At 68.6% G+C, this 23,259-nt stretch carries 20 protein-coding genes and 3 rRNA genes; 18 read left to right on the top strand and 5 right to left on the bottom strand.

From position 1 onward, the window contains the following. The 5 genes from OG309_RS16125 to proC all read left to right on the top strand — a co-directional run bounded on the left by OG309_RS16125 (nucleotide 1) and on the right by proC (nucleotide 3,428). Nucleotides 1-276, top strand: a complete 276-nt coding sequence (locus tag OG309_RS16125; RefSeq protein WP_329421560.1) for an SH3 domain-containing protein — start codon at nucleotides 1-3, stop codon at nucleotides 274-276. A gap of 87 nt (nucleotides 277-363) precedes the next feature. Then, nucleotides 364-867 (top strand): hypothetical protein, encoded by a 504-nt coding sequence (locus OG309_RS16120; RefSeq protein ID WP_443067635.1) that lies wholly within the window; start codon nucleotides 364-366, stop codon nucleotides 865-867. Between the two features lie 48 nt (nucleotides 868-915). Beyond that, entirely contained in the window at nucleotides 916-1,776 is an 861-nt protein-coding gene (locus OG309_RS16115) for an ABC transporter ATP-binding protein (RefSeq protein WP_443067572.1), read from the top strand. Beyond that, nucleotides 1,773-2,510, top strand: a complete 738-nt coding sequence (locus tag OG309_RS16110) for an ABC transporter permease (protein WP_329421557.1) — start codon at nucleotides 1,773-1,775, stop codon at nucleotides 2,508-2,510. Before OG309_RS16115 ends, OG309_RS16110 begins: the two co-directional genes overlap by 4 nt. Before the next feature lie 108 nt (nucleotides 2,511-2,618). After that, a complete protein-coding gene (proC, locus tag OG309_RS16105; RefSeq protein ID WP_329421555.1) occupies nucleotides 2,619-3,428 on the top strand; it encodes a pyrroline-5-carboxylate reductase in 810 nt (269 codons plus the stop codon). 6 nt (nucleotides 3,429-3,434) lie between these two features. Here the strand turns inward: proC and OG309_RS16100 are convergent, their stop codons facing one another. Then, nucleotides 3,435-4,034 carry a cysteine hydrolase family protein gene (locus tag OG309_RS16100; protein WP_329421554.1) on the bottom strand — a complete coding sequence of 200 codons (600 nt, stop codon included), beginning with the start codon at nucleotides 4,032-4,034 and terminating at the stop codon, nucleotides 3,435-3,437. A gap of 75 nt (nucleotides 4,035-4,109) precedes the next feature. Between OG309_RS16100 and OG309_RS16095 the strand changes: the two genes are divergently transcribed. Continuing rightward, complete coding sequence (locus tag OG309_RS16095) at nucleotides 4,110-5,105, top strand: GlxA family transcriptional regulator (RefSeq protein ID WP_329421552.1); 996 nt, start codon at nucleotides 4,110-4,112, stop codon at nucleotides 5,103-5,105. Here OG309_RS16095 and trpS read toward each other — a convergent pair. Continuing rightward, the gene (gene trpS / locus OG309_RS16090; protein ID WP_329421551.1) at nucleotides 5,072-6,070 is read right to left on the bottom strand and encodes a tryptophan--tRNA ligase; all 999 of its coding nucleotides are present in this window, start codon (nucleotides 6,068-6,070) and stop codon (nucleotides 5,072-5,074) included. The genes OG309_RS16095 and trpS overlap by 34 nt on opposite strands. Before the next feature lie 860 nt (nucleotides 6,071-6,930). On the opposite strand from trpS, the gene OG309_RS16085 reads away from it, so the two are divergent. The 11 genes from OG309_RS16085 (at nucleotide 6,931) to OG309_RS16035 (ending at nucleotide 18,894) form a co-directional block, all read left to right on the top strand. Then, nucleotides 6,931-8,456, top strand: a 16S ribosomal RNA gene (locus tag OG309_RS16085). A 285-nt stretch (nucleotides 8,457-8,741) separates the two neighbouring features. Beyond that, a 23S ribosomal RNA gene (locus OG309_RS16080) occupies nucleotides 8,742-11,861 on the top strand. 82 nt (nucleotides 11,862-11,943) lie between these two features. Then, nucleotides 11,944-12,060 (top strand): 5S ribosomal RNA (rrf, locus tag OG309_RS16075). The 16S, 23S and 5S rRNA genes sit together here, the layout of an rRNA operon. A gap of 65 nt (nucleotides 12,061-12,125) precedes the next feature. Further along, the gene (locus OG309_RS16070; protein ID WP_329421549.1) at nucleotides 12,126-12,773 is read left to right on the top strand and encodes an HAD family hydrolase; all 648 of its coding nucleotides are present in this window, start codon (nucleotides 12,126-12,128) and stop codon (nucleotides 12,771-12,773) included. A gap of 43 nt (nucleotides 12,774-12,816) precedes the next feature. Continuing rightward, nucleotides 12,817-14,028 carry an MFS transporter gene (locus OG309_RS16065; protein WP_329421547.1) on the top strand — a complete coding sequence of 404 codons (1,212 nt, stop codon included), beginning with the start codon at nucleotides 12,817-12,819 and terminating at the stop codon, nucleotides 14,026-14,028. Next, nucleotides 13,997-15,175 carry an acetoin utilization protein AcuC gene (locus tag OG309_RS16060; RefSeq protein WP_329421544.1) on the top strand — a complete coding sequence of 393 codons (1,179 nt, stop codon included), beginning with the start codon at nucleotides 13,997-13,999 and terminating at the stop codon, nucleotides 15,173-15,175. The genes OG309_RS16065 and OG309_RS16060 overlap by 32 nt, the downstream gene beginning before the upstream one ends. A 105-nt stretch (nucleotides 15,176-15,280) precedes the next feature. Further along, nucleotides 15,281-16,096 (top strand): phosphatase, encoded by an 816-nt coding sequence (locus tag OG309_RS16055; RefSeq protein WP_329421543.1) that lies wholly within the window; start codon nucleotides 15,281-15,283, stop codon nucleotides 16,094-16,096. Between the two features lie 127 nt (nucleotides 16,097-16,223). Next, nucleotides 16,224-16,433, top strand: coding sequence for a helix-turn-helix domain-containing protein (locus OG309_RS16050; RefSeq protein ID WP_046910004.1), 210 nt, complete (start codon nucleotides 16,224-16,226; stop codon nucleotides 16,431-16,433). A gap of 151 nt (nucleotides 16,434-16,584) precedes the next feature. Then, nucleotides 16,585-16,683: a 30S ribosomal protein bS22 gene (locus OG309_RS16045; RefSeq protein WP_003948845.1), complete on the top strand. Its 99-nt coding sequence runs from the start codon at nucleotides 16,585-16,587 to the stop codon at nucleotides 16,681-16,683. 148 nt (nucleotides 16,684-16,831) lie between these two features. Then, nucleotides 16,832-17,890 carry an NAD-dependent epimerase/dehydratase family protein gene (locus tag OG309_RS16040; protein WP_329428352.1) on the top strand — a complete coding sequence of 353 codons (1,059 nt, stop codon included), beginning with the start codon at nucleotides 16,832-16,834 and terminating at the stop codon, nucleotides 17,888-17,890. A 14-nt stretch (nucleotides 17,891-17,904) separates the two neighbouring features. Further along, nucleotides 17,905-18,894: a lysophospholipid acyltransferase family protein gene (locus OG309_RS16035; RefSeq protein ID WP_329421539.1), complete on the top strand. Its 990-nt coding sequence runs from the start codon at nucleotides 17,905-17,907 to the stop codon at nucleotides 18,892-18,894. 85 nt (nucleotides 18,895-18,979) lie between these two features. Here OG309_RS16035 and OG309_RS16030 read toward each other — a convergent pair whose 3' ends face one another. From OG309_RS16030 to OG309_RS16020, 3 genes are all read right to left on the bottom strand, one after another. After that, nucleotides 18,980-20,179, bottom strand: coding sequence for a DUF5667 domain-containing protein (locus tag OG309_RS16030; protein ID WP_329421538.1), 1,200 nt, complete (start codon nucleotides 20,177-20,179; stop codon nucleotides 18,980-18,982). A gap of 286 nt (nucleotides 20,180-20,465) precedes the next feature. Continuing rightward, nucleotides 20,466-21,251, bottom strand: a complete 786-nt coding sequence (locus tag OG309_RS16025) for an ECF subfamily RNA polymerase sigma factor, BldN family (RefSeq protein ID WP_329421536.1) — start codon at nucleotides 21,249-21,251, stop codon at nucleotides 20,466-20,468. Between the two features lie 459 nt (nucleotides 21,252-21,710). Continuing rightward, entirely contained in the window at nucleotides 21,711-22,673 is a 963-nt protein-coding gene (locus OG309_RS16020) for an HAD family hydrolase (RefSeq protein WP_329421535.1), read from the bottom strand. A 106-nt stretch (nucleotides 22,674-22,779) separates the two neighbouring features. Between OG309_RS16020 and OG309_RS16015 the strand changes: the two genes are divergently transcribed. After that, complete coding sequence (locus tag OG309_RS16015; protein WP_329421533.1) at nucleotides 22,780-23,055, top strand: glutaredoxin family protein; 276 nt, start codon at nucleotides 22,780-22,782, stop codon at nucleotides 23,053-23,055. The last annotated feature ends 204 nt before the right edge of the window (nucleotides 23,056-23,259 follow it).

The raw sequence follows: 23,259 nt of genomic DNA, 5'->3' as shown, positions 1-23,259 counted from the left end.
ATGAGCACCGAATCGGCCACGACGGCCACCACCCGCTACTCGGTCGCCCCGGGCACCCGGCTCAACGTCCGTTCGGGCCCGGGCACCCAGTATCCGATCGTCCGCTCGCTCGCGGTGGGCAGCACGGTGGCGATCTACTGCCAGATGCCGGGCACCTGGGTCAGCGGCCCGTACGGCACCACCAACATCTGGGACAACATCGCGCCGGGCGAGTACGCGTCCGACGCGTACGTCCACACCGGCAGCGACGGCTACGTGGCCCGCCGCTGCGGCTAGTCCCGCTCTTTCGGGGCCGGGCTCGGGGCTTTCCCGGGGCCGTCAGGGGCGTAAGGCCTCACCGGTTCTCGTCGCCCACCGGGGATAATCGATCCCGTGAGCGACGAGAACCGCACCCCCGCAGGACCGCAGCCCGAGGAGATCCGTTTCTTCGGTACGAGCTGGGTCGACCACACCGACCAGTACGCGCTGCGCCGCGTCGGCGTGGCCGTCGGCTCGCTGCTGGCCGCCGCCGCGGGCTGCTTCGTGCTGCGCTTCGCGTACCAGGGCCTGGAGGTCGCGCAGGTCGGCGGCTTCGTCAACACGCTGGTCGTCGTGATGTTCGCGGTCTGCAGCGCCATCGCCTTCCGCAAGACCTGGGAGGGCTTCGGCGGCCGCCCCGCCGACCCGGCCCGCGAGCAGTCGCTGCGCAGCCTGAAGGCCATCGGCTTCATCGGCTCCCTCCTCGCCTACTTCGTCCGCTCCTTCACGGAGGCCCCCGGCGAGAAGCTGCGCCGCACGGAGTACGAGACGGCCCTCGCCCGGTTCGAGAAGCGCCGCTCGCGGAGCACGGGCAACCCGTCCGCGCGCAAGAAGAAGAAGAAGGGCTAGCCACCCCGGGACTAGCCAAGGGGGCCGACCCGGCGCATTATTCATCACATGATGAATAAGACGGGTGGTGCCGACGACCCCACCGGCACCGGTGCCGTCGTCGCCTCCGGCCTCACCGTCGTACGCGGCGACCGCACCGTCCTGCGCGGACTCGACTTCACCGTCCCGCCCGGCCGCATCACCGGCCTCCTCGGCCCCTCCGGCTGCGGCAAGACCACCCTGATGCGCGCGATCGTCGGCACCCAGGCCAAGGTCACCGGCACCCTCGACGTCCTCGGCCACCCCGCCGGAGACCCCGCCCTGCGCCCCCGCATCGGCTACGTCACCCAGGCCCCCTCGGTCTACGACGACCTCACCGTCCGGCAGAACCTCGACTACTTCGCCGCCGTCCTGACACCCGGCCGCGCCCACCGCGCCGACCGCCGCACCGCCGTCGACCGGGCCCTCGCCGACGTCGCCCTCACCGGCCACGCCGACGCCCTCGCCGGACGCCTCTCCGGCGGCCAGCGCAGCCGCGTCTCCCTCGCCGTCGCCCTCCTCGGCACGCCCGACCTGCTCGTCCTCGACGAACCCACCGTCGGCCTCGACCCCGTCCTCCGCCGCGACCTGTGGGAGCTCTTCCACCACATCGCCGCCGACCGGGGCACCACGATCCTCGTCTCCTCCCACGTCATGGACGAGGCCGAGCGCTGCCACCGGCTGCTCCTCCTCCGCGAGGGCGAACTGCTCGCCGAGGACACCCCCGAGGCCCTGCGCCACCGCAACGACACCGCGACCGTCGAGGAGGCCTTCCTCCACCTCGTCGACGCCGCCGCCGCCCGCGCCGCGGCGCCCGCCTCCCCCGCCCCCGCAGCCGCGGGAACCCCCGCCGCCACCGCCTCCGCCACCGCCGAGGAGCCCCGCCCATGAGCAGCGCCCGCACCCTCGCCACCGCCGCCCGCGTCCTGCGCCAGCTGCGCCACGACCCGCGCTCGATCGCCCTGATGCTCCTCGTGCCGTGCGTGATGCTCTTCCTGCTGCGCTACGTCTTCGACGGCAGCCCCGAGACCTTCGACGGCATCGGCGCCTCGCTGCTCGGCATCTTCCCGCTCATCACCATGTTCCTGGTGACCTCCATCGCCACCCTGCGCGAACGCACCTCCGGCACCCTCGAACGCCTCCTCGCCATGCCCCTCGGCAAGGGCGACCTCATCGCCGGCTACGCACTCGCCTTCGGCCTCGTCGCCGTCGCCCAGTCCGTCCTCGCCACCGGCCTCGCCGTCTGGTTCCTCGGCCTCGACGTCGTCGGCTCCCCCTGGCTGCTGCTCCTGGTCGCCCTCCTCGACGCCCTCCTCGGCACCGCCCTCGGCCTCTTCGTCTCGGCCTTCGCCGCCTCCGAGTTCCAGGCCGTCCAGTTCATGCCGGCCGTGATCTTCCCCCAGCTGCTGCTCTGCGGCCTGTTCACCCCGCGCGACCGCATGGCCCCCGCGCTCGAAGCCGTCTCCGACGTCCTGCCCATGTCGTACGCCGTCGACGGCATGGACCAGGTCCTGCGCCACACCGACGTCACCGGCACCTTCGTCCGCGACGCCCTGGTCGTCGCGGGCTGCGCCGTCCTCGTCCTCGGACTGGGCGCCGCCACCCTCCGCCGCCGCACCGCGTGACCGCTCCCGCCTGCCCGCCCCTCGGACAGCCGCCGCACCACCCCCGGCCCCGGTGCGAGGATGTCCCGCAGACGCACGCACAGGCCCCTCCGGCGAGGTGAAAGACCCATGACCCAGACCGTCGCAGTCCTCGGCACCGGCAAGATCGGCGAGGCACTCCTCAGCGGGATGATCCGCGCCGGCTGGCGCCCCGCCAACCTCCTCGTCACCGCCCGCCGCACCGAACGCGCCGAGGAGCTCCACGCCCGCTACGGCGTCGAGGCCGTCAGCAACGCGGACGCCGCCAAGCGCGCCGACATCCTCATCCTCGCCGTGAAGCCCCAGGACATGGGCCGCCTCCTCGACGAGCTCGCCCCCCACGTCGCCGCCGACCGCCTGGTCATCAGCGCCGCGGCCGGCATCCCCACCGCCTTCATCGAGGAGCGCCTCGCCACGGGCACCCCGGTCGTCCGGGTCATGCCCAACACGCCCGTCCTCGTCGACGAGGGCATGTCCGTGATCTCCGCCGGCAGCCACGCCACCCACGCCCACCTCGTCCACACCGAGGAGATCTTCGGCGGCGTCGGCAAGACCCTGCGCGTCCCGGAGTCCCAGCAGGACGCCGCCACCGCGCTCTCCGGCTCCGGCCCGGCGTACTTCTACTACCTCGTCGAGGCCATGACCGACGCCGGCATCCTCCTCGGCCTGCCCCGCGCCCAGGCCCACGACCTCATCGTCCAGGCCGCCATCGGCGCCGCCGTGATGCTCCGCGACAGCGGCGAGCACCCGGTCAAGCTCCGCGAGGCCGTCACCTCCCCGGCCGGCACCACCATCAGCGCCATCCGCGAACTGGAGAACCACGGCGTACGCGCCGCCCTCATCGCCGCCCTGGAAGCCGCCCGCGACCGCAGCCGCGAGCTCGCCTCCGGCAACGGCTGACAGGCCCTAGGCCCGGCCCCCGCGCGCCGCGCCCTTCAGCACGTCCTCCGTGGTCACGACCCGGGCGAACTGCCCGCCGTGCAGCGACACCGCCGTCGCCCGGGTCAGCTCCTCCGCCGTCGCCGTCCACCCGAACGGCCCGGCCAGGTCGAAGGTGTGCATCGCGTCCAGCGCGAACACCACGTCGTAGCCCAGGTTGCCGCCCATCCGCGCGGTCGTCTCGTTGCACATGTTCGTCTGGATCCCGACGATCACGATCTGCGCGACGTCCTCGCCGGTCAGCCACACGTCGAGCGAGGGCTCTCCGTAGAACGCCGAGTTCACGCTCTTCGTCACCAGCAGCTCGGCCCCCGCCCCCTTCCCCCGCCGCTCCTCCACGAAGTCCTTGAAGGCGTTGCCCGCGGACCCCGCCGCCAGCGGCGAACCCTCCCGCGCCGAGTCGTGCCGCACGAACACCACCGGCCGCCCCGTCTCCTGCCACCGGTCGATCAGGGCCGCGATGTTCCCCTCCGCGTCCGGGTTGTCCCGCCGCCCCCAGAACCCCTCGTCCTCGAACCCCTTCTGTACGTCGATGACCACCAGCGCCGCGTTCTCCTCGATCTCCATGCCGACGATCCTCGCGCGCCCCCGCCCGCCGCCCCAGAGGGAGAAAAGCCAGCGATCGATGGTTAACTGCCAAGCATGGTCCCCCAGCGCATCGCCCTCCTCGCCTTCCCCGGCATCCGCGCCTTCGACGTCTCCGTCATCACCGAGGTCTGGGGCACCGACCGCACCAGCCGCGGCGTCCCGCCCTTCGCCCTCCACCGCGCCGCCGCCGACCCCGCCGCCCCCGTCCCGCTGCGCGGCGGCCTCACCCTCACCCCCGACCGCCCGCTCGGCTGGCTGACCGGGCTCACCCCCACGGACCTCGTCGTCGTCCCCGGCATCGAGGACCCGCAGGCCGACCTCCCGGCCCCCGTCCTCGACGCCCTGCGCCACGCCCACGCCGCCGGCACCCCCGTCGCCGCCCTCTGCGCCGGCGCCTTCGTCCTCGCCCGCGCCGGCCTCCTCGACGGCCGCCGGGCCGTCACCCACTGGCAGCTCGCCCCGGAGCTGGCCGCCCGCCACCCCCGGGTCCGGGTCGAACCCGAGGCCCTCTACGTAGAGGACACCGGCATCTGGACCTCCGCCGGCACCGCCGCAGGCATCGACCTCTGCCTCCACCTGGTCCGCACCGCCCACGGCGCCGAGACCGCCGCCACCATCGCCCGCTCCATGGTCACCGCCCCCTTCCGCACCGGCACCCAGGCCCAGTTCATCGAGCACCCCACCCCGCGCGCCGACCGCGACGCCGACGCCCTCGCCGCCGTCCGCGCCCACGTGCTCGCCCACCTCGACCAGCCGCACACCGTCGCCGGACTCGCCGCCCGCGCCGGCATGTCCCCGCGCTCCTTCGCCCGCCACTTCCAGGCCACCACCGGCACCACCCCGCTCCACTGGCTCATCGGCCGCCGGGTGGCCGCCGCGCAGAAGCTGCTCGAACGCACCGACCACCCCCTCCCCGAGGTGGCCCGCCGCGCGGGCTTCGGCAGCGAGGTCACGATGCGCCAGCACTTCGCCTCGCACCTCGGCACCAGCCCGCGCGACTACCGCACCGCCTTCCGTCACACGGCCGGCAGCAGCCCGACCGCCCGATAGGCCGCGTCGACCAGCGGCCGCGCCATCCCGCGCGCCCGCTCCGCGCCCGCGCGCAGCACCCCGTCGACGTACCCGGGATCGGCCGCGAGCTCGGCGTGCCGCTCGCGTACCGGCCGCAGCAGCTCGACGACCGCCTCCGCCGTGTCCTTCTTCAGGGCGCCGTACGAGTCGTACGCGCCGGCCAGCGCGACCGGACCCGCACCCGTCGCCGCGGCCAGCAGATCGAGCAGGTTCGCCACCCCGGGACTCGCCTCCCGGTCGTACACGACCTCACGCCCGCTGTCCGTCACGGCCCGCATGACCTTCCGCCGCACCGCCTCCGCCTCGTCGAGCAGATAGACGATGCCTGCGCCGTTCTCGTGCGACTTCCCCATCTTCGACGTGGGGTCCTGCAGGTCCATGACCCGCGCGGCCACCTCCGGGTGCGTCGCCTTCGGCACGGTGAACACGTGCCCGTACCGCTGGTTGAACCGCACCGCGAGATCCCGGGTCAGCTCCACGTGCTGCGTCTGGTCCTCACCGACCGGCACCTCGTCCGTCCCGTACGCCAGGATGTCCGCCGCCATCAGCGCCGGATAGGTCAGCAGCGACAGCCGCACGCTCTGTCCGGCGGCCCGCGCCCGGACGCTCTTCTCCTTGTACTGGATCATCCGCCGCAGCTCGCCGTCGGTGGCCGTGCACTCCATCAGATAGGAGAGCCGCGCGTGCTCGTCCACATGACTCTGTACGAAGAGGGTGCACCGCTCGGGATCGAGCCCCGAGGCGAGCAGCAGGGTCGCCGCCTGCCTGCTGAGCCGCCGCACCCGCGCCGGATCGTGCTCCACGGTCAGCGCGTGCAGGTCCACCACGCTGAACAGCGCGTCGGCCCGGTGCTGGTCGACCTCGACCCACCGCCGCACGGCCCCGAGGTAGTTGCCCAGCGTCAGGTGCCCGGTCGGCTTGATCCCACTGAAGATCCGCGTCATCGCGTCCGTCCTCTCTCCGGAGCGCCGCCGGCCCGTCGGCCGGGCTCCCGGAGGGGGAAACGCGAACGGCCGCCGAGGCGGCGGCCGTTTGTCTGCATGCGTCAGTCAGGGCCGCCGGGTCAGGCGGCCCACCACTGGGTGGTGTGCGCATGCGTCGTCATACGGAGAGGGTACGCCCGAGGACCGGGGTTGACACGGGATTACCCGATCCGTAGTGTTCTCCGAGTTGTCCGACGTGAGCACCGGCCCCGGTCGGCCCCGGACAGCCATTCCGCAAGAACCACATGAGCACCAGACGGTGTCGATTCGTCGACGCCGTCATTGTTTTCCGTGCGTTTTTGCGAAATGAGGAATCCGCGTTCGAAAGATTGAGCGCGAGCCCCCCGATTGGCTTCGGGGGCAAGGAATCCGCTAAAGTCTCACTCGTCGGAACGGCCCAACAGCCGCGAAGACAAAACCCGCTGACTGGGAGTCAGGCCCGAAAGGATCTGATAGAGTCGGAACCGCCGGAAGGGCCCGGAGCGAAAGCGAAAGGGACCGGAAAGCACCGAGGAAATCGGATCGGAAAGATCTGATAGAGTCGGAAACGCAAGAACGAAGGAAGCGCCCGGAGGAAAGCCCGAGAGGGTCAGTACAAAGGAAGCGTCCGCACCTTGAGAACTCAACAGCGTGCCAAAAATCAACGCCAGATTAGTTGATACCCCGTCCATCTTCGGATGGTCGAGGTTCCTTTGAAAAAGTCCACCCCACGGGGTGGCACACAGCGAGGACGCTGTGAACAGTCGGCCACATTCCGGCATGACTGTTCCGCTCAACGCGAGTGTAACGCCGGCTGTATTAATTTACTGGCCGAGCAAACATTCACGGAGAGTTTGATCCTGGCTCAGGACGAACGCTGGCGGCGTGCTTAACACATGCAAGTCGAACGATGAAGCCCTTCGGGGTGGATTAGTGGCGAACGGGTGAGTAACACGTGGGCAATCTGCCCTTCACTCTGGGACAAGCCCTGGAAACGGGGTCTAATACCGGATAACACCGGCCTCTGCATGGAGGCTGGTTAAAAGCTCCGGCGGTGAAGGATGAGCCCGCGGCCTATCAGCTTGTTGGTGAGGTAACGGCTCACCAAGGCGACGACGGGTAGCCGGCCTGAGAGGGCGACCGGCCACACTGGGACTGAGACACGGCCCAGACTCCTACGGGAGGCAGCAGTGGGGAATATTGCACAATGGGCGAAAGCCTGATGCAGCGACGCCGCGTGAGGGATGACGGCCTTCGGGTTGTAAACCTCTTTCAGCAGGGAAGAAGCGAAAGTGACGGTACCTGCAGAAGAAGCGCCGGCTAACTACGTGCCAGCAGCCGCGGTAATACGTAGGGCGCAAGCGTTGTCCGGAATTATTGGGCGTAAAGAGCTCGTAGGCGGCTTGTCACGTCGGGTGTGAAAGCCCGGGGCTTAACCCCGGGTCTGCATCCGATACGGGCAGGCTAGAGTGTGGTAGGGGAGATCGGAATTCCTGGTGTAGCGGTGAAATGCGCAGATATCAGGAGGAACACCGGTGGCGAAGGCGGATCTCTGGGCCATTACTGACGCTGAGGAGCGAAAGCGTGGGGAGCGAACAGGATTAGATACCCTGGTAGTCCACGCCGTAAACGTTGGGAACTAGGTGTTGGCGACATTCCACGTCGTCGGTGCCGCAGCTAACGCATTAAGTTCCCCGCCTGGGGAGTACGGCCGCAAGGCTAAAACTCAAAGGAATTGACGGGGGCCCGCACAAGCAGCGGAGCATGTGGCTTAATTCGACGCAACGCGAAGAACCTTACCAAGGCTTGACATATACCGGAAAGCATTAGAGATAGTGCCCCCCTTGTGGTCGGTATACAGGTGGTGCATGGCTGTCGTCAGCTCGTGTCGTGAGATGTTGGGTTAAGTCCCGCAACGAGCGCAACCCTTGTCCTGTGTTGCCAGCATGCCCTTCGGGGTGATGGGGACTCACAGGAGACCGCCGGGGTCAACTCGGAGGAAGGTGGGGACGACGTCAAGTCATCATGCCCCTTATGTCTTGGGCTGCACACGTGCTACAATGGCCGGTACAAAGAGCTGCGATGCCGCGAGGCGGAGCGAATCTCAAAAAGCCGGTCTCAGTTCGGATTGGGGTCTGCAACTCGACCCCATGAAGTCGGAGTTGCTAGTAATCGCAGATCAGCATTGCTGCGGTGAATACGTTCCCGGGCCTTGTACACACCGCCCGTCACGTCACGAAAGTCGGTAACACCCGAAGCCGGTGGCCCAACCCCTTGTGGGAGGGAGCTGTCGAAGGTGGGACTGGCGATTGGGACGAAGTCGTAACAAGGTAGCCGTACCGGAAGGTGCGGCTGGATCACCTCCTTTCTAAGGAGCACAGTACCGATTGCAGGCAAACGTTCTGCACGGTCAGCTCATGGGTGGAACGTTGATTAGTTGGCGCGATTCTTCAGAGTCTCCTGTTAGTACTGCTTCGGCGTGGAACACGGGAAGGACCGAGAGGGTCGCGCTTGGCACGTTGTTGGGTATCTGAGGGTACGGCCGGTTGGTCGAACCTTCGCGATGCCGGCCCCAGTGAACTTGATTCTTTGGATCAGGGTGATGGGTGACTGGTCGTTGCTTGAGAACTACACAGTGGACGCGAGCATCTGTGGCCAAGTTTTTAAGGGCGCACGGTGGATGCCTTGGCACCAGGAACCGATGAAGGACGTGGGAGGCCACGATAGTCCCCGGGGAGCCGTCAACCAGGCTTTGATCCGGGGGTTTCCGAATGGGGAAACCCGGCAGTCGTCATGGGCTGTCACCCATGCCTGAACACATAGGGCATGTGGAGGGAACGAGGGGAAGTGAAACATCTCAGTACCCTCAGGAAGAGAAAACAACCGTGATTCCGGGAGTAGTGGCGAGCGAAACCGGATGAGGCCAAACCGTATGCGTGTGAGACCCGGCAGGGGTTGCGCATGCGGGGTTGTGGGATCTCTTTTTCACAGTCTGCCGGCTGTGAGACGAGTCAGAAACCGTATGGATAGGCGAAGGACATGCGAAAGGTCCGGCGTAGAGGGTAAGACCCCCGTAGCTGAAATTCATGCGGCTCGTTTAAGAGACACCCAAGTAGCACGGGGCCCGAGAAATCCCGTGTGAATCTGGCGGGACCACCCGCTAAGCCTAAATATTCCCTGGTGACCGATAGCGGATAGTACCGTGAGGGAATGGTGAAAAGTACCGCGGGAGCGGAGTGAAATAGTACCTGAAACCGTGTGCCTACAAGCCGTGGGAGCGTCGGACATAGCTTGCTATGTCTCGTGACTGCGTGCCTTTTGAAGAATGAGCCTGCGAGTTTGCGGTGTGTTGCGAGGTTAACCCGTGTGGGGAAGCCGTAGCGAAAGCGAGTCCGAATAGGGCGATTCAGTAGCACGCTCAAGACCCGAAGCGGAGTGATCTAGCCATGGGCAGGTTGAAGCGGAGGTAAGACTTCGTGGAGGACCGAACCCACCAGGGTTGAAAACCTGGGGGATGACCTGTGGTTAGGGGTGAAAGGCCAATCAAACTCCGTGATAGCTGGTTCTCCCCGAAATGCATTTAGGTGCAGCGTCGTGTGTTTCTTGCCGGAGGTAGAGCACTGGATAGGCGATGGGCCCTACCGGGTTACTGACCTTAGCCAAACTCCGAATGCCGGTAAGTGAGAGCACGGCAGTGAGACTGTGGGGGATAAGCTCCATGGTCGAGAGGGAAACAGCCCAGAGCATCGACTAAGGCCCCTAAGCGTACGCTAAGTGGGAAAGGATGTGGAGTCGCAGAGACAACCAGGAGGTTGGCTTAGAAGCAGCCACCCTTGAAAGAGTGCGTAATAGCTCACTGGTCAAGTGATTCCGCGCCGACAATGTAGCGGGGCTCAAGCGTACCGCCGAAGTCGTGTCATTGCAGCAATAAGCCCCAACGGGTGCTGTGATGGGTAGGGGAGCGTCGTGTGCCGGGTGAAGCAGCCGCGGAAGCGAGTTGTGGACGGTTCACGAGTGAGAATGCAGGCATGAGTAGCGATACACACGTGAGAAACGTGTGCGCCGATTGACTAAGGGTTCCTGGGTCAAGCTGATCTGCCCAGGGTAAGTCGGGACCTAAGGCGAGGCCGACAGGCGTAGTCGATGGACAACCGGTTGATATTCCGGTACCCGCTTTGAAACGCCCAATATCGAGCCCATTAATGCTAAGGCCGTGAAGCCGCCCTGGAGCCTTCGGGCAAAGGGGAGTGGTGGAGCCGCTGACCCAAGGTGGTAGTAGGTAAGCGATGGGGTGACGCAGGAAGGTAGTCCAGCCCGGGCGGTGGTAGTCCCGGGGTAAGGGTGTAGGCCGTGTGGTAGGCAAATCCGTCACACATTAAGGCTGAGACCTGATGCCGAGCCGATTGTGGTGAAGTGGATGATCCTATGCTGTCGAGAAAAGCCTCTAGCGAGTTTCATGGCGGCCCGTACCCTAAACCGACTCAGGTGGTCAGGTAGAGAATACCGAGGCGTTCGGGTGAACTATGGTTAAGGAACTCGGCAAAATGCCCCCGTAACTTCGGGAGAAGGGGGGCCACGTCTGGTGATCGGATTTACTCCGTGAGCTGGGGGTGGCCGCAGAGACCAGCGAGAAGCGACTGTTTACTAAAAACACAGGTCCGTGCGAAGCCGTAAGGCGATGTATACGGACTGACGCCTGCCCGGTGCTGGAACGTTAAGGGGACCGGTTAGCTCTGTTTCGACAGGGCGAAGCTGAGAACTTAAGCGCCAGTAAACGGCGGTGGTAACTATAACCATCCTAAGGTAGCGAAATTCCTTGTCGGGTAAGTTCCGACCTGCACGAATGGCGTAACGACTTCTCGACTGTCTCAACCATAGGCCCGGTGAAATTGCACTACGAGTAAAGATGCTCGTTTCGCGCAGCAGGACGGAAAGACCCCGGGACCTTTACTACAGTTTGATATTGGTGTTCGGTTCGGCTTGTGTAGGATAGGTGGGAGACTTTGAAGCCGTGACGCCAGTCATGGTGGAGTCGCCGTTGAAATACCACTCTGGTCGTGCTGGATGTCTAACCTCGGTCCGTGATCCGGATCAGGGACAGTGTCTGATGGGTAGTTTAACTGGGGCGGTTGCCTCCCAAAGGGTAACGGAGGCGCCCAAAGGTTCCCTCAGCCTGGTTGGCAATCAGGTGTTGAGTGTAAGTGCACAAGGGAGCTTGACTGTGAGACCGACGGGTCGAGCAGGGACGAAAGTCGGGACTAGTGATCCGGCGGTGGCTTGTGGAAGCGCCGTCGCTCAACGGATAAAAGGTACCCCGGGGATAACAGGCTGATCTTCCCCAAGAGTCCATATCGACGGGATGGTTTGGCACCTCGATGTCGGCTCGTCGCATCCTGGGGCTGGAGTCGGTCCCAAGGGTTGGGCTGTTCGCCCATTAAAGCGGTACGCGAGCTGGGTTTAGAACGTCGTGAGACAGTTCGGTCCCTATCCGCTGTGCGCGTAGGAATATTGAGAAGGGCTGTCCCTAGTACGAGAGGACCGGGACGGACGAACCTCTGGTGTGCCAGTTGTCCTGCCAAGGGCATGGCTGGTTGGCTACGTTCGGGAGGGATAACCGCTGAAAGCATCTAAGCGGGAAGCCTGCTTCGAGATGAGTATTCCCACCTCCTTGAGAGGGTAAGGCTCCCAGTAGACGACTGGGTTGATAGGCCGGATGTGGAAGCCCAGTAATGGGTGGAGCTGACCGGTACTAATAGGCCGAGGGCTTGTCCTCAGTTGCTCGCGTCCACTGTGTTAGTTCTGAAGTAACGAACTCGCCCCCTGAGGGGTGCGGCTTGAGTTCAACTTCATAGTGTTTCGGTGGTCATAGCGTTAGGGAAACGCCCGGTTACATTCCGAACCCGGAAGCTAAGCCTTTCAGCGCCGATGGTACTGCAGGGGGGACCCTGTGGGAGAGTAGGACGCCGCCGAACAATCATTGTGGGAAAGCCCCGCACCATTCATGGTGCGGGGCTTTTCTGCGTTTAGGGTCATCTCCATGCGCTATGACCTGATCATCTTCGACAACGACGGTGTGCTCGTGGACAGCGAGCCGATCTCCAACACCATCCTGGCCGGCTACCTCACCGAGCTCGGGCACCCCACCTCGTACGAGGAGTCGATCCGCGACTACATGGGGTCGGCGATGCACCGCATCCACGAACTCGTCGAGGAGCGGTCCGGGAAGCGCCTGCCCGAGGAGTTCGACGAGGTCTTCCACCAGCGCGTGTTCGACGGCTTCCGGCGCGAGTTGGAACCCGTCGCCGGGGCCGGCGAGGTCCTCCGGCGGTTCGCGGACGCGGGAGTGCCGTACTGCGTGGCCTCGTCCGGGAGCCACGAGCGGATCCGGGTAGGGCACCGGAAGACCGGGCTCGACGCGTGGTTCCGGGACGGCGTCGTCTTCAGCGCCGAGGACGTCGGCCGGGGCAAGCCCTCGCCGGACCTCTTCCTGCACGCCGCCGAGCGCATGGGAGTGGCTCCCGAACGGTGCGCGGTGGTCGAGGACAGCGGGCTCGGGGTCCAGGCCGCGGTGGCGGCCGGGATGGACGTCTACGGGTACACCGCGATGACGCCGCGCGAGCGCCTGGTGGGGGCCACGGGGTACTTCGGGGCGATGGACGAGCTGCCGGCCACATTGGGCATGTGATCCATCTACCGCTGAGTAGGTCCCGGCCCTACGCTGTGCCGCCATGAAGGATGCGCGTTTGCGGCGTGGGCGGGGCTCTCTGGCGGTCGGTTTCTTCGTGCAGGGGGTCACCTTCGCCCTGCTCGTGACCCGAATCCCGGCGATCCAGGACCGGTACGGGATCTCCGACGGGCTGCTGCCCCTGTTCCTGGCGGCCGTGCCGGTGCTCGCCGGGGTGGCCAGTGTGCTCACCGAGAAGCTGGTGGCCCGGATCGGGCCGGCGCGGGTGCTGCGCTGGGCCCAGCCGGTGGTGCTGCTCGCGCTGCTCGGCGTGGGCGCCGGGTCCGAGCTGTGGCAGGCGGCCGTCGCCCTCGGGGTGTTCGGCCTCGCGGTCGGCGCGCTCGACGCCTCCATGAACATGCTGGGGGTGAGCCTCCAGCGGGCGTACGGGCGGAGCATCATGCTCGGCTTCCACGCCGCGTACAGCCTCGGCGGCATCGCGGGCGCCTCGCTCGCCTGGGTCGGGGCGCACTGGCACCTGTCGCTGTTCGTGTCCTACCTGCCGGTGGTGGCGCTGCTGCTGCCCGTCGTCCTGGTCGGGAGCCGCTGGTACGTGGCCGGGGAGCCGGCCGAGGGGTCCGGCGCGCAGGACGCTCAGGCCCCGGCGGGCGGCGGTGGTGTGGTGCTCCGGATGCTGCTGCCGCTGTGCCTGGTGATGACCTTCGCCTACATCGGCGACTCGACGGTCTCCAACTGGTCGGCGAAGTACCTCCAGGACGTCCTCGGCTCCTCGGAGGAGCTGGCGACCGTCCCCTACAACGCGTACATGGTGACCACGCTGCTCGGGCGGACCGTGGGCGACTTCGGGGTGCGGCGGTTCGGTGCCGTGCTCGTCGTGCGATGCGGGGCCGTGCTGGCGGCGCTGGGCTTCGCCGTGGTGGCGTTGGCGCCGGGGCCGTGGGCGGGGATGGCCGGGTTCACCGTGCTGGGTCTCGGGCTGAGCGTGATCGTGCCGCAGACCTTCGCCGCCGCGGGCCGCATGTTCCCGGCGGCGAGCGACGCGGCCGTGGCGCGGCTGAACGTCTTCAACTACGTGGGCTTCCTGGTCGGCTCGCCGCTGGTGGGTGCGCTGGGCGACGCGTGGAGCTATCGCGGGGCGATGGCGGTGCCGATGGTGCTGGTCCTGGTGACGGTGGTGTACGCCACGTCGTTCGGCTCGGAGAGGGCCCGATACGGTGGCTCGCATGAGCGGCCGCGCACTGTTGATGTGGGATGAAGCTGTCACGGGGTACGACTTCGGGTCCGAGCACCCGATGGACCCGGTGCGGCTGGCGCTGACCATGGGGTTGGTGCGGGCCTACGGGCTCGACCGGGCCGTGGACGTGGTGGCGGCGAAGCCGGCCGGGGAGTCGACGCTGCGGCTCGTGCACCGCGAGGACTACGTGGCGGCGGTGCGGGCGGCGTCGGCGGACCCGCGGGCGGCCGACCAGGCGTACGGGCTCGGGACGGTGGACGACCCGGCGTTCGCGGGGATGCACGAGGTGTCGGCGCTGATCGCCGGGCAGTCGGTGGCCGCGGCGGAGGCGGTGTGGCGCGGGGACGCGGCGCACGCCGTCAACTTCGCGGGCGGCCTGCATCACGCGATGCCGGGGGCCGCCTCGGGGTTCTGCATCTACAACGACGCCTCGCTGGCCATCGCCCGGCTCCTGGAGCTGGGCGCGGAGCGGGTGGCCTACGTGGACGTGGACGTGCACCACGGGGACGGCGTGCAGGCGGCGTTCTGGGACGATCCGCGGGTCCTGACCGTCTCCCTGCACGAGCATCCGCGGACGCTGTTCCCGCAGACGGGCTGGCCGGAGGAGACGGGCGCGTCCGGCGCCGGCGAGGGCGGGGCGGTGAACCTGGCGCTGCCGGCGGGGACCGGGGACGCGGGCTGGCTGCGCGCCTTCCACGCGGTGGTGCCGGAGCTGATCGCCGATTTCCGGCCGCAGGTACTGGTGACGCAGCACGGCGCGGACACGCACTTCGAGGACCCGCTGGCGCATCTGGCGGTGTCGCTGGACGCGCAGCGGGCGGTGCAGGAGGCTTGCCACGAGCTGGCCCACGCGCATGTCGACGGCGGCAGGTGGGTGGCGCTCGGCGGCGGCGGTTACGCGGTCGTGGACGTCGTACCGCGGTCGTGGACGCATCTGGTGGGGATCGCGGCGCACGCCCCGGTGGAGCCGGAGTCGGTGATCCCGTCCTCGTGGCGGGACGAGGTGTACGCGCGGACGCGGCAGCTGGGTCCCGGGCGGATGACGGACGGGCGGTGGCCGGTGGAGTGGCGGGACTGGGCGGCGGGTTACGACCCGGCGGACCGGCTCGACCAGGCGATCCTGGCGACGCGCAGAGCCGTCTTCCCGCTGCGCGGGCTGCTGGTCTGAGCCTGGCCTGAACCCGCTGCGGACAGGTGCGTGGCTGTTACGCCAACTGTGCGGTGTGCGGGGGGTTTCGGCTCGGCCGAGGGGGCGTTCCGGCAGCATCGGAGGGTGTTGAGTACCGGGGCGCTGCGGGCGCATCTGTTGGCGGCGGGGTTGGCGGGGACGGTGGCGACCCCCCGGGAGACGAGTCTGCGCAGTTACCGGCTCTTCGCGGCGCGCGACCCGCGGGTGACCTTGGGGATCGAGCCGCTGTGGCGCTGGGACGAGGCCGAGCTGCTGCGGCTGATGGCGGACCGGTGCGGGGTGTCGGGGGACCCGGCGCACCGTTCGGGGCCGGACGCGATCGATCCGGAGCGGACGCTGGGGGGCCTGGCGGCGTTCGCGGAGCGGCTGGGGGAGGCGGCGGGGCGGCGGGCTCCGGTGCTGTTCGGAACGGGCCATCCGCACCGGTTGCTCGGTTTCTACGCCACGCTCGCAGACGCTTTGTCGGCGGCGGGATGTCTTGTTCTCACCCCGGCGCAGGGGAGATGTGTCGACATAACGACCCGGTTCGGCGTACGTACGTACCTTGTGGACTACGTACGGGGGGTCGCGCTGGTGCGCGAAGCGGACCTGTCCGCCGCAGGGCGTGAGACCGGGGCGCACACGCACTCCCCGCTGCCGGTTAGGGCCGTGCTGGAAGGTGCGGCAGAGGCCGGCTGGCCGCTGCCGGAGCTGGTGGTGGGGGATCACGGCTGGGTCTGCGGGGCTGGTCAGCTGGGTATCGAGGCCATCGGGCTCGCCGATACGGATGATCCGGCGCTGTTCGTCGGGGAGGCCGAGGGGCAGGTGTCCGTGGCCGTTCCGCTTGATGACGCGGTGCGCTCGGACTACTACCGTCCACTCACTCGCTATGTACTCAATCGAGCCTGTCTGTCACGGTAAACGGTCGATGGCAGCTCCTCTTCCCCACTCGTACCACCCGCCCCTAGTCTGGGCGTGAGCGCTCAGCGACGAAGAGTCACCGGAGGGGAAGCCGGTGGGCGTCGTGTGCGGAAGGTACAGGTGGGTCATGGCTGCTGGCGACAGGCCTCTCAACGAGGTGAAGTTTCTGACCGTGGCGGAAGTCGCCTCGGTGATGCGCGTCTCGAAGATGACCGTGTACCGCTTGGTGCACAGCGGGCATCTGCCGGCGATCCGGGTGGGCAGGTCCTTCCGGGTGCCGGAACAGGCGGTTCACGAGTACCTCAGGGAGTCCTTCGTGGGGGTGGCGACCGCGTAGCGAGCGCGCGGCCTCAACCCGCTTCCGCCCTCGGATTACGAGCGGGTCGCTCGGGGCGGTAGGCTAGCCCCTCGTAGGTCGTGTGGGCCCAGACGCCCCGCACCGATCCCCGCTGGCGCGGGGATGTTCCGAGTAGTGAGCGAGGGTAGTCGTGGGCTCTGTTATCAAGAAGCGGCGTAAGCGGATGGCGAAGAAGAAGCACCGCAAGCTGCTGAAGCGCACGCGTGTTCAGCGTCGCAACAAGAAGTAAGCGACCGCTGTAACGACGGCGTTTCGCCTCGGCGTGGCCCTTCACCGGTTTTCCGGTGGAGGGCCACGCTTTTATTGCGCCGAAATGCGGAGGCGCTACGGTGTCGGTCAGCGGAACACCGATGGAAGACCGACGGAAGGCGCGCGTCTTGGGCAAGGTCGTGCTCGTCACCGGTGCGGCCCGGCACCTCGGCGCCCGTTTCGTGCGGCGCGTCCAGCGGGACCCCGAGGTCGGCCGGGTGATCGCCGTCGACGCGGTCGAATCCCCGCACCCGCTCGGCGGTGCCGAGTTCGTCCGGGCGGACATCAGACAGCCCGCGATCGCCAAGATCCTGGCCCAGCACGACGTGGACACGGTCGTGCACATGGACGTCACCGGGACGGCGCTCGGCTCCGGCGGCCGTACGTCGGTCAAGGAGACCAACGTCATCGGCACCATGCAGCTGCTCGGTGCCTGCCAGAAGTCGCCGCGGGTCAAGCGGCTCGTGGTCAAGTCCAGCACCAGCGTGTACGGCGCCGCGCCCCGCGACCCGGCGGTGTTCACCGAGACGACGCCGGCGAAGTCGCTGCCGAGCGGGGGCTTCGCCAAGGACGCGGTCGAGGTCGAGGGGTACGTACGGGGCTTCGCCCGGCGCCGCCCGGACGTGGCGGTCTGCGTGCTGCGGTTCGCGAACATCCTCGGGCCGCGGGTGGACTCCCCGCTGGCCGAGTACCTGGACCTGCCGGTCCTGCCGACCGTCTTCGGCTACGACCCGCGGCTGCAGTTCGTCCACGAGGACGACGTCATGGACGTCCTGGAGCTCGCCGCGCGGGAGCCGCGCCGGGCCACCCTCAACAGCGGCACGTTCAACGTGGCGGGCGACGGGGTGCTGCTGCTCTCCCAGTGCGCGCGGCGGCTCGGCCGGCCGACGGTGCCGGTGCTGCTGCCGGCGGTCACCTGGGTGGGGCAGGCGCTGCGCACGGTCGGGGTCACCGACTTCTCGCCGGAGCAGATCCGGCTGCTCACCCACGGCCGGGTGGTCTCCACCGTCCAGATGCGCGAGACGCTCGGCTTCACCCCGCAGTACTCGACGGCGGAGGCCTTCGCCGACTTCGCCGCGAGCCGGGGGCCCGGCCTGCTGCCGCCGGAACTGCTCGCGGGGGCCGTGGACCGGCTCGCCGGGCGGATCGGCACCGCCCCCACCCCGACCTCCCAGCCCGCGGAATAGGAGCCCAGATCCCGATGGCGGACGCCAAGGTCATTCCGTTCGACGACGACCGGTCGCGGGCCCGCCGCAGGCCCCCCGCCCCCGGTGGCGGGGACGCGGCCGTGCGGGCCCTGCCGGCGCAGCAGACCCCGGCCGAGGCCCCGGAGGACCCCGCCGCCGCGCCCGGCGGCTGGGAGCGGCGGCTGGCGGGCGGGCTGGCGTTCCTGCGGCGTCGGGTGACCGGTGACTACGAGGTGGACGAGTTCGGCTACGACGAGGAGCTCACCGACCAGGTCCTGATGTCGCTGCTGCGCCCGGTGTACGAGAAGTACTTCCGGGTGGAGGTGAAGGGCGTCGAGAACATCCCGAAGGACGGCGGGGCCCTGGTGGTGTCCAACCACTCGGGGACGCTGCCGCTGGACGGCCTGATGATGCAGGTGGCCGTCCACGACCACCACCCGGCCGGCCGGCATCTGCGGCTCCTCGCGGCGGACCTGGTCTTCATGCTGCCGGTGGTGAACGAGCTGGCCCGCAAGGCCGGGCACACGCTGGCCTGCTCGGAGGACGCGGAGCGGCTGCTGCGGGCCGGGGAGATCGTCGGTGTGATGCCGGAGGGCTTCAAGGGGATAGGGAAGCCGTTCGCCGAGCGGTACAAGCTGCAGCGCTTCGGGCGGGGCGGCTTCGTGTCGACGGCGCTGCGCGCGGGCGTGCCGATCGTGCCGTGCTCGATCGTGGGCGCGGAGGAGATCTATCCGATGCTCGGCAACGCCAAGACCCTGGCGCGGGTGCTGGGCCTGCCGTACTTCCCACTGACCCCGACCTTCCCGTGGTTGGGGCCGATGGGCGCGCTGCCGCTGCCGACGAAGTGGACCATCCAGTTCGGCGAGCCGATCCCGACGGACGGCTATCCGCTGGAGGCGGCGGAGGATCCGATGCTGATGTTCAACCTGACCGACCAGGTCCGCGAGCAGATCCAGCACACGCTGTACAAGCTGCTGGTGCAGCGGCGGTCGGTGTTCTTCTGACGGGCCGCTGCACCTCCGGGCCGCGGGTACGCGGAAGGGGGCGCCGCCCGGGCCGGGCGGCGCCCCCTTCCCCGTAACGCCGGGGCTACTTCACGTCCTCGCTGTTGATGCCGAGTCCGGGCAGCAGGCCCGGGAGGATCGGCGGGATCGTGACGTCCGGTGGGGTGGGCGTGGGGTCGCCGGACGGGGTGGTGCTCTGGCCGCCCTGGGGCGGGTTGAGCAGACCGCCCGTGTTGCCGCCCAGGAGGCCCTCGTCCTTGGGCGCACCGCTGCCGGTGCTGGAGCCCGAGGGGTGGGGCTGGGTGGCGTCGCCCGTGGTGGAGGGGGTGGCCGGCTGGGTGCGCGGGTGCTGGGGGTCGGCCGGCTGGGTGTGTCGCGGCGTGCTCGGGCCGCCGGAACCGATCGTGCCGCGCTCGGGGGTGCGCGGGAGTACGGACTGGAGTGGCTCGACCTCTTCGTCTATGGCGTCGAAGACGTCGTTGACCTGGTTGCCCACGTCGGCGAGCTGGACCGGGAGCCGGTCGCGCAGGCCGTCCCAGGTGGCGCGGTGGGACTGGGCGAAGGAGTTCAGCCGGGCCATGGGGCCGATCTCGCCGTCCCGTTCGTAGGCCTGGCGGAGCAGTCGGTGTCCTTCGGACGCGTCGTGCTCCATGCCGCTCAGCACCCGGCGGATCTCGCCGAGCGACTCGTGGTCGAGGTCGCCCGCGCGGCCCCGTTCCATGAGTCTGCGGGCCTCGCTCAGCCGGGTGGAGGCCTGGTCGAGGTAGATCCCGCCGCGGTCGGCGTCGTCGTCGGCCATGCCCAGCTTGAGATCCTCCATGCCGCGCTTCAGCCCGTACAGGGAGTCACCTGGGAGGGCGTCGGAGCTGGCGGCGGCCACGCCGCTGAAGGCTCCCGCGGCCACGCCGACGGTGAGCCCGCCCGCGGCGAGGCCCTTGGTCCAGCGGGAACGTGGGCGCAGCTTCCGGAGCGGGGAGGCCCGGTGGGCCCCCTTGCCGCCGACCGTCCGCTGCTCGGGCACGGTAGGGACCGCTGCCGCGGTCCCCTCTGCGAACATCGCCTCCATGGCGGCGACGAGCTGGGCTCGTTGCACCACCTTGACCTCGGGGTCCATCTGCGGCTTCGGCAGCTCGCCGAGGCCGTTCGCCAGGGCCAAAAGCCGTCCCTGCTCGGCCGGTTCGGCCGTCGCTTCGGACTGCTCGGCCGTCGCGCCCTCGGACGTCCGGTCCTCCAGGGCCTGGGCGAAGGCGTTCGCCCGCCGGTGCGCCGATACGTTCGCGATCACTGGCGGCACCTCCTCTCGTCATGACGGTCGACTCCCCGGGGGGTTCGGAGGGTTGCACACCTTGAGCGCATCCACACGAAAGAGTGAGTGGATGTGGACCTGGTGTGACCACAGGGAGCCTGCATTTCGCACAACGAGCGGCGCGGCACTTGGGTTACGCGCGAAGGATGATCGGACCAGTGCGTCATCGATGGGTCACCGACTGTGAGGTGGTCTCGGGTAGTGGGGGGTGCGGGGGGAGGGGTGACGCCCGGGGGGCGCTGCGCGTGTGGGGGGCGCGCAGCGCTCAGCGGGCGTCGTCCGGGAGGAGCCGGGCCAGGGTGCGGACGGCCCGGTACTGGAGGGTCTTGATCGCGCCCTCGTTCTTCCCCATGACCCGGGCGGTCTCGGCGACCGACAGGCCCTGGAGGAAGCGGAGGGTGACGCACTCCTGCTGCTGGGGGTTGAGGCGGCGGACCGCGTCGAGCAGGGCGGCGTTGGAGAGGGACTCGAGGACGGAGTCCTCGGGGCTGCGCTCCACCTCGTTGGCGTCGAGCATCTCGCCGGTGGTCACTTCGAGGCGGAAACGGCTCGACTTGAAGTGGTCGGCGACGAGGTTGCGCGCGATGGTCACCAGCCAGGCGCCGAAGTCGCGGCCCTGCCAGGTGAAGGTGGAGATCCGGCGCAGGGCGCGCAGGAACGTCTCACTGGTGAGGTCCTCCGCCGTCGCCTTGCCGCCGACGCGGTAGTAGATGTAGCGGTACACGGTGTCGCTGTACTGGTCGTAGAGCCGGCCGAAGGCGTCGGCCTCTCCGGCCTGGGCGCGTTCGACCAGGTCCATCATGCGGGCGCTGTCGCTGTCGGCGGTGGGCCGGCGGGCGGCGGTCGAGGTTCCGGCGCCACCCCGGGTGCCGCGTCTGCCGACAGCGGCGCCGCTCTCGGCGAGGGCATAGCAGGGACCGACGGGTGCCGGTCCGGCGAAGGCGGGTGCGAGGCCGGCGTACGCGGTGGGGACGAAGCCGCGCAAACGGTCGAGGACCGTTGCGCGCAGCGTAGCCAGGCCCGAGGCGTCAACCCCGACGTGTGGGTACACGGGACTCCCAGAGGCAGAGCTTCCATCACGTGCAGTGCGAGACCGTTCACTCGTCGTGGCGACGTGTGGGGTCCCTCATGCGTCTGAGGAGAATAACGCTTCGTACAGGCAGCGCTACACCCAGTTGCTCAAATCATCGATTCCGTCGTATCCGTTACCGCTTACAGGCGGAACAAGTCGCACTTCGTGACCGGTTGTTGATCGGATTACTTCCGAGTGTGATCGGGGGCGGGTTGGGTTGTGCTCAAGTGCGGGACGGGTGCGTGATCGGGGCCGCTGCCGGGTAGGGGGTGGTGATGCCTGGCCGGTGCCGCGCGCGTGGATGTTCGACCACGTACGGGTGAGGCGGGTTGGTCCGGGGTTGTCCCAGATGGTCACGGCCGAAACGCATCCGCGGGGCGCGCCGCGCCGAGCGGGCGAGCGTCGCCGGGGTGCCGCCCGGGCGGGCCGGGCCCGGTGTCAGCGGCGGCGGCGGTGCAGGGCGAGCGCGGCGGCCGTGCCGCCGGCGAGGGCGCCGACGCCCGCGGCGGCCGGGATGCCGACCTTGGCGGCCTTGCGGCCGGTCCGGTAGTCCCGGAGCCGCCACTCCCGCTCCCGCGCGTGCTTGCGCAGCTTGGTGTCCGGGTTCACGGCGTAGGGGTGCCCGACCAGCGAGAGCATCGGGATGTCGTTGTGCGAGTCGCTGTACGCGGCGCAGCGCGCGAGGTCCAGGCCCTCGGCCGCCGCCAGGGCGCGGACCGCCTCGGCCTTGGCAGGTCCGTGCAGGAGCTCGCCGACCAGGCGGCCGGTGTAGACGCCGTCGACGGACTCGGCGACCGTGCCCAGCGCGCCGGTCAGGCCGAGGCGGCGGGCGATGATCGTGGCGGTCTCGACGGGGGCGGCGGTGACCAGCCAGACCTTCTGCCCCGCGTCCAGGTGCGCCTGGGCGAGCGCCCGGGTGCCGGGCCAGATGCGGTCGGCCATGTACTCGTCGTAGATCTCCTCGCCGATCGACATCAGCTCGGAGACGCGGTGGCCCTTGACGATGGACAGGGCGCTGTCGCGGGCCTCCTGCATGTGCTCGGGGTCCTCGACGCCGGCCAGCCGGAACCAGACCTGCGCCCAGGCGAAGCGGGCGAGTTCACGGCGCTGGAAGAACTTCCGCTTGTACAGGCCGCGGCCGAAGTGGAAGATCGCGGCGCCCTGCATCACGGTGTTGTCGAGGTCGAAGAAGGCGGCGGCCTCGGTGTCCCCGGCGACCGGGAACTCCGGTTCCACGGGCGCGGTTTCCTCGGCGGCCTCGTCCCGCCGCAGCGCCTCTTCTCTCTCCTGCTCCAGCCGCTGCGAGGTCTTGCGGGCCGCCTCCGCGGCGGCCTCGCCTGCCAGGACGCTGCGCGCGGTGGCGGAGCGCCTACGGGGGGTGAGCCATCCCAGAGCGGCCATGTCGTTGAGCATAGCCAGTCTGTTCGGTACTTCCCGACTTGTGAGGATGCCGTGGTGTGAACTCTGGGCGCCGCGCGTGTGACCCGGGCCGTGCGGGCCGCGCAGAATGGGCGCCATGTTCGGACGTACGAAGAAGAAGGCCGGCCCGCGCACGGTGACGCTGATCGGGAAGCCGGGGTGTCATCTGTGCGACGACGCCAGGGCGGTGGTCGAGGCCGTCTGCGCCGAGACGGGCGCACTCTGGGAGGAGAAGGACATCACCCGGGACGAGGAGCTGCACCGGGCCTACTGGGAGCAGATCCCCGTGGTCCTGATCGACGGTGAACAGCACACGTTCTGGCGGGTGGACGCCGGGCGGCTCCGGCGCGAACTGGGTGCGTGACCGAAAGGCGGTTACCATCATGGACGTTTTGTTGGCTTTGGGGGCGGCGTCGTGAGGAGAGTGTGCGGCTTTGCCCCCTTCGGGTTCTCAACGCTCTGACGCCGTCCGCGGTTCCGTACCGTCGCGAACCGGCCGCGTGACCCCGGTCACTTTGGCCAGACAAAACGGACACCATCTTTGTGCACGCGTTCACAAAGACATAGC

It is taken from the genome of Streptomyces sp. NBC_01268, from assembly GCF_036240795.1.
GTDB lineage: Bacteria > Actinomycetota > Actinomycetes > Streptomycetales > Streptomycetaceae > Streptomyces.
The sequence above is the reverse complement of the archived record's forward strand: the minus strand, read 5'-3'. Positions and strand labels throughout refer to the sequence as shown.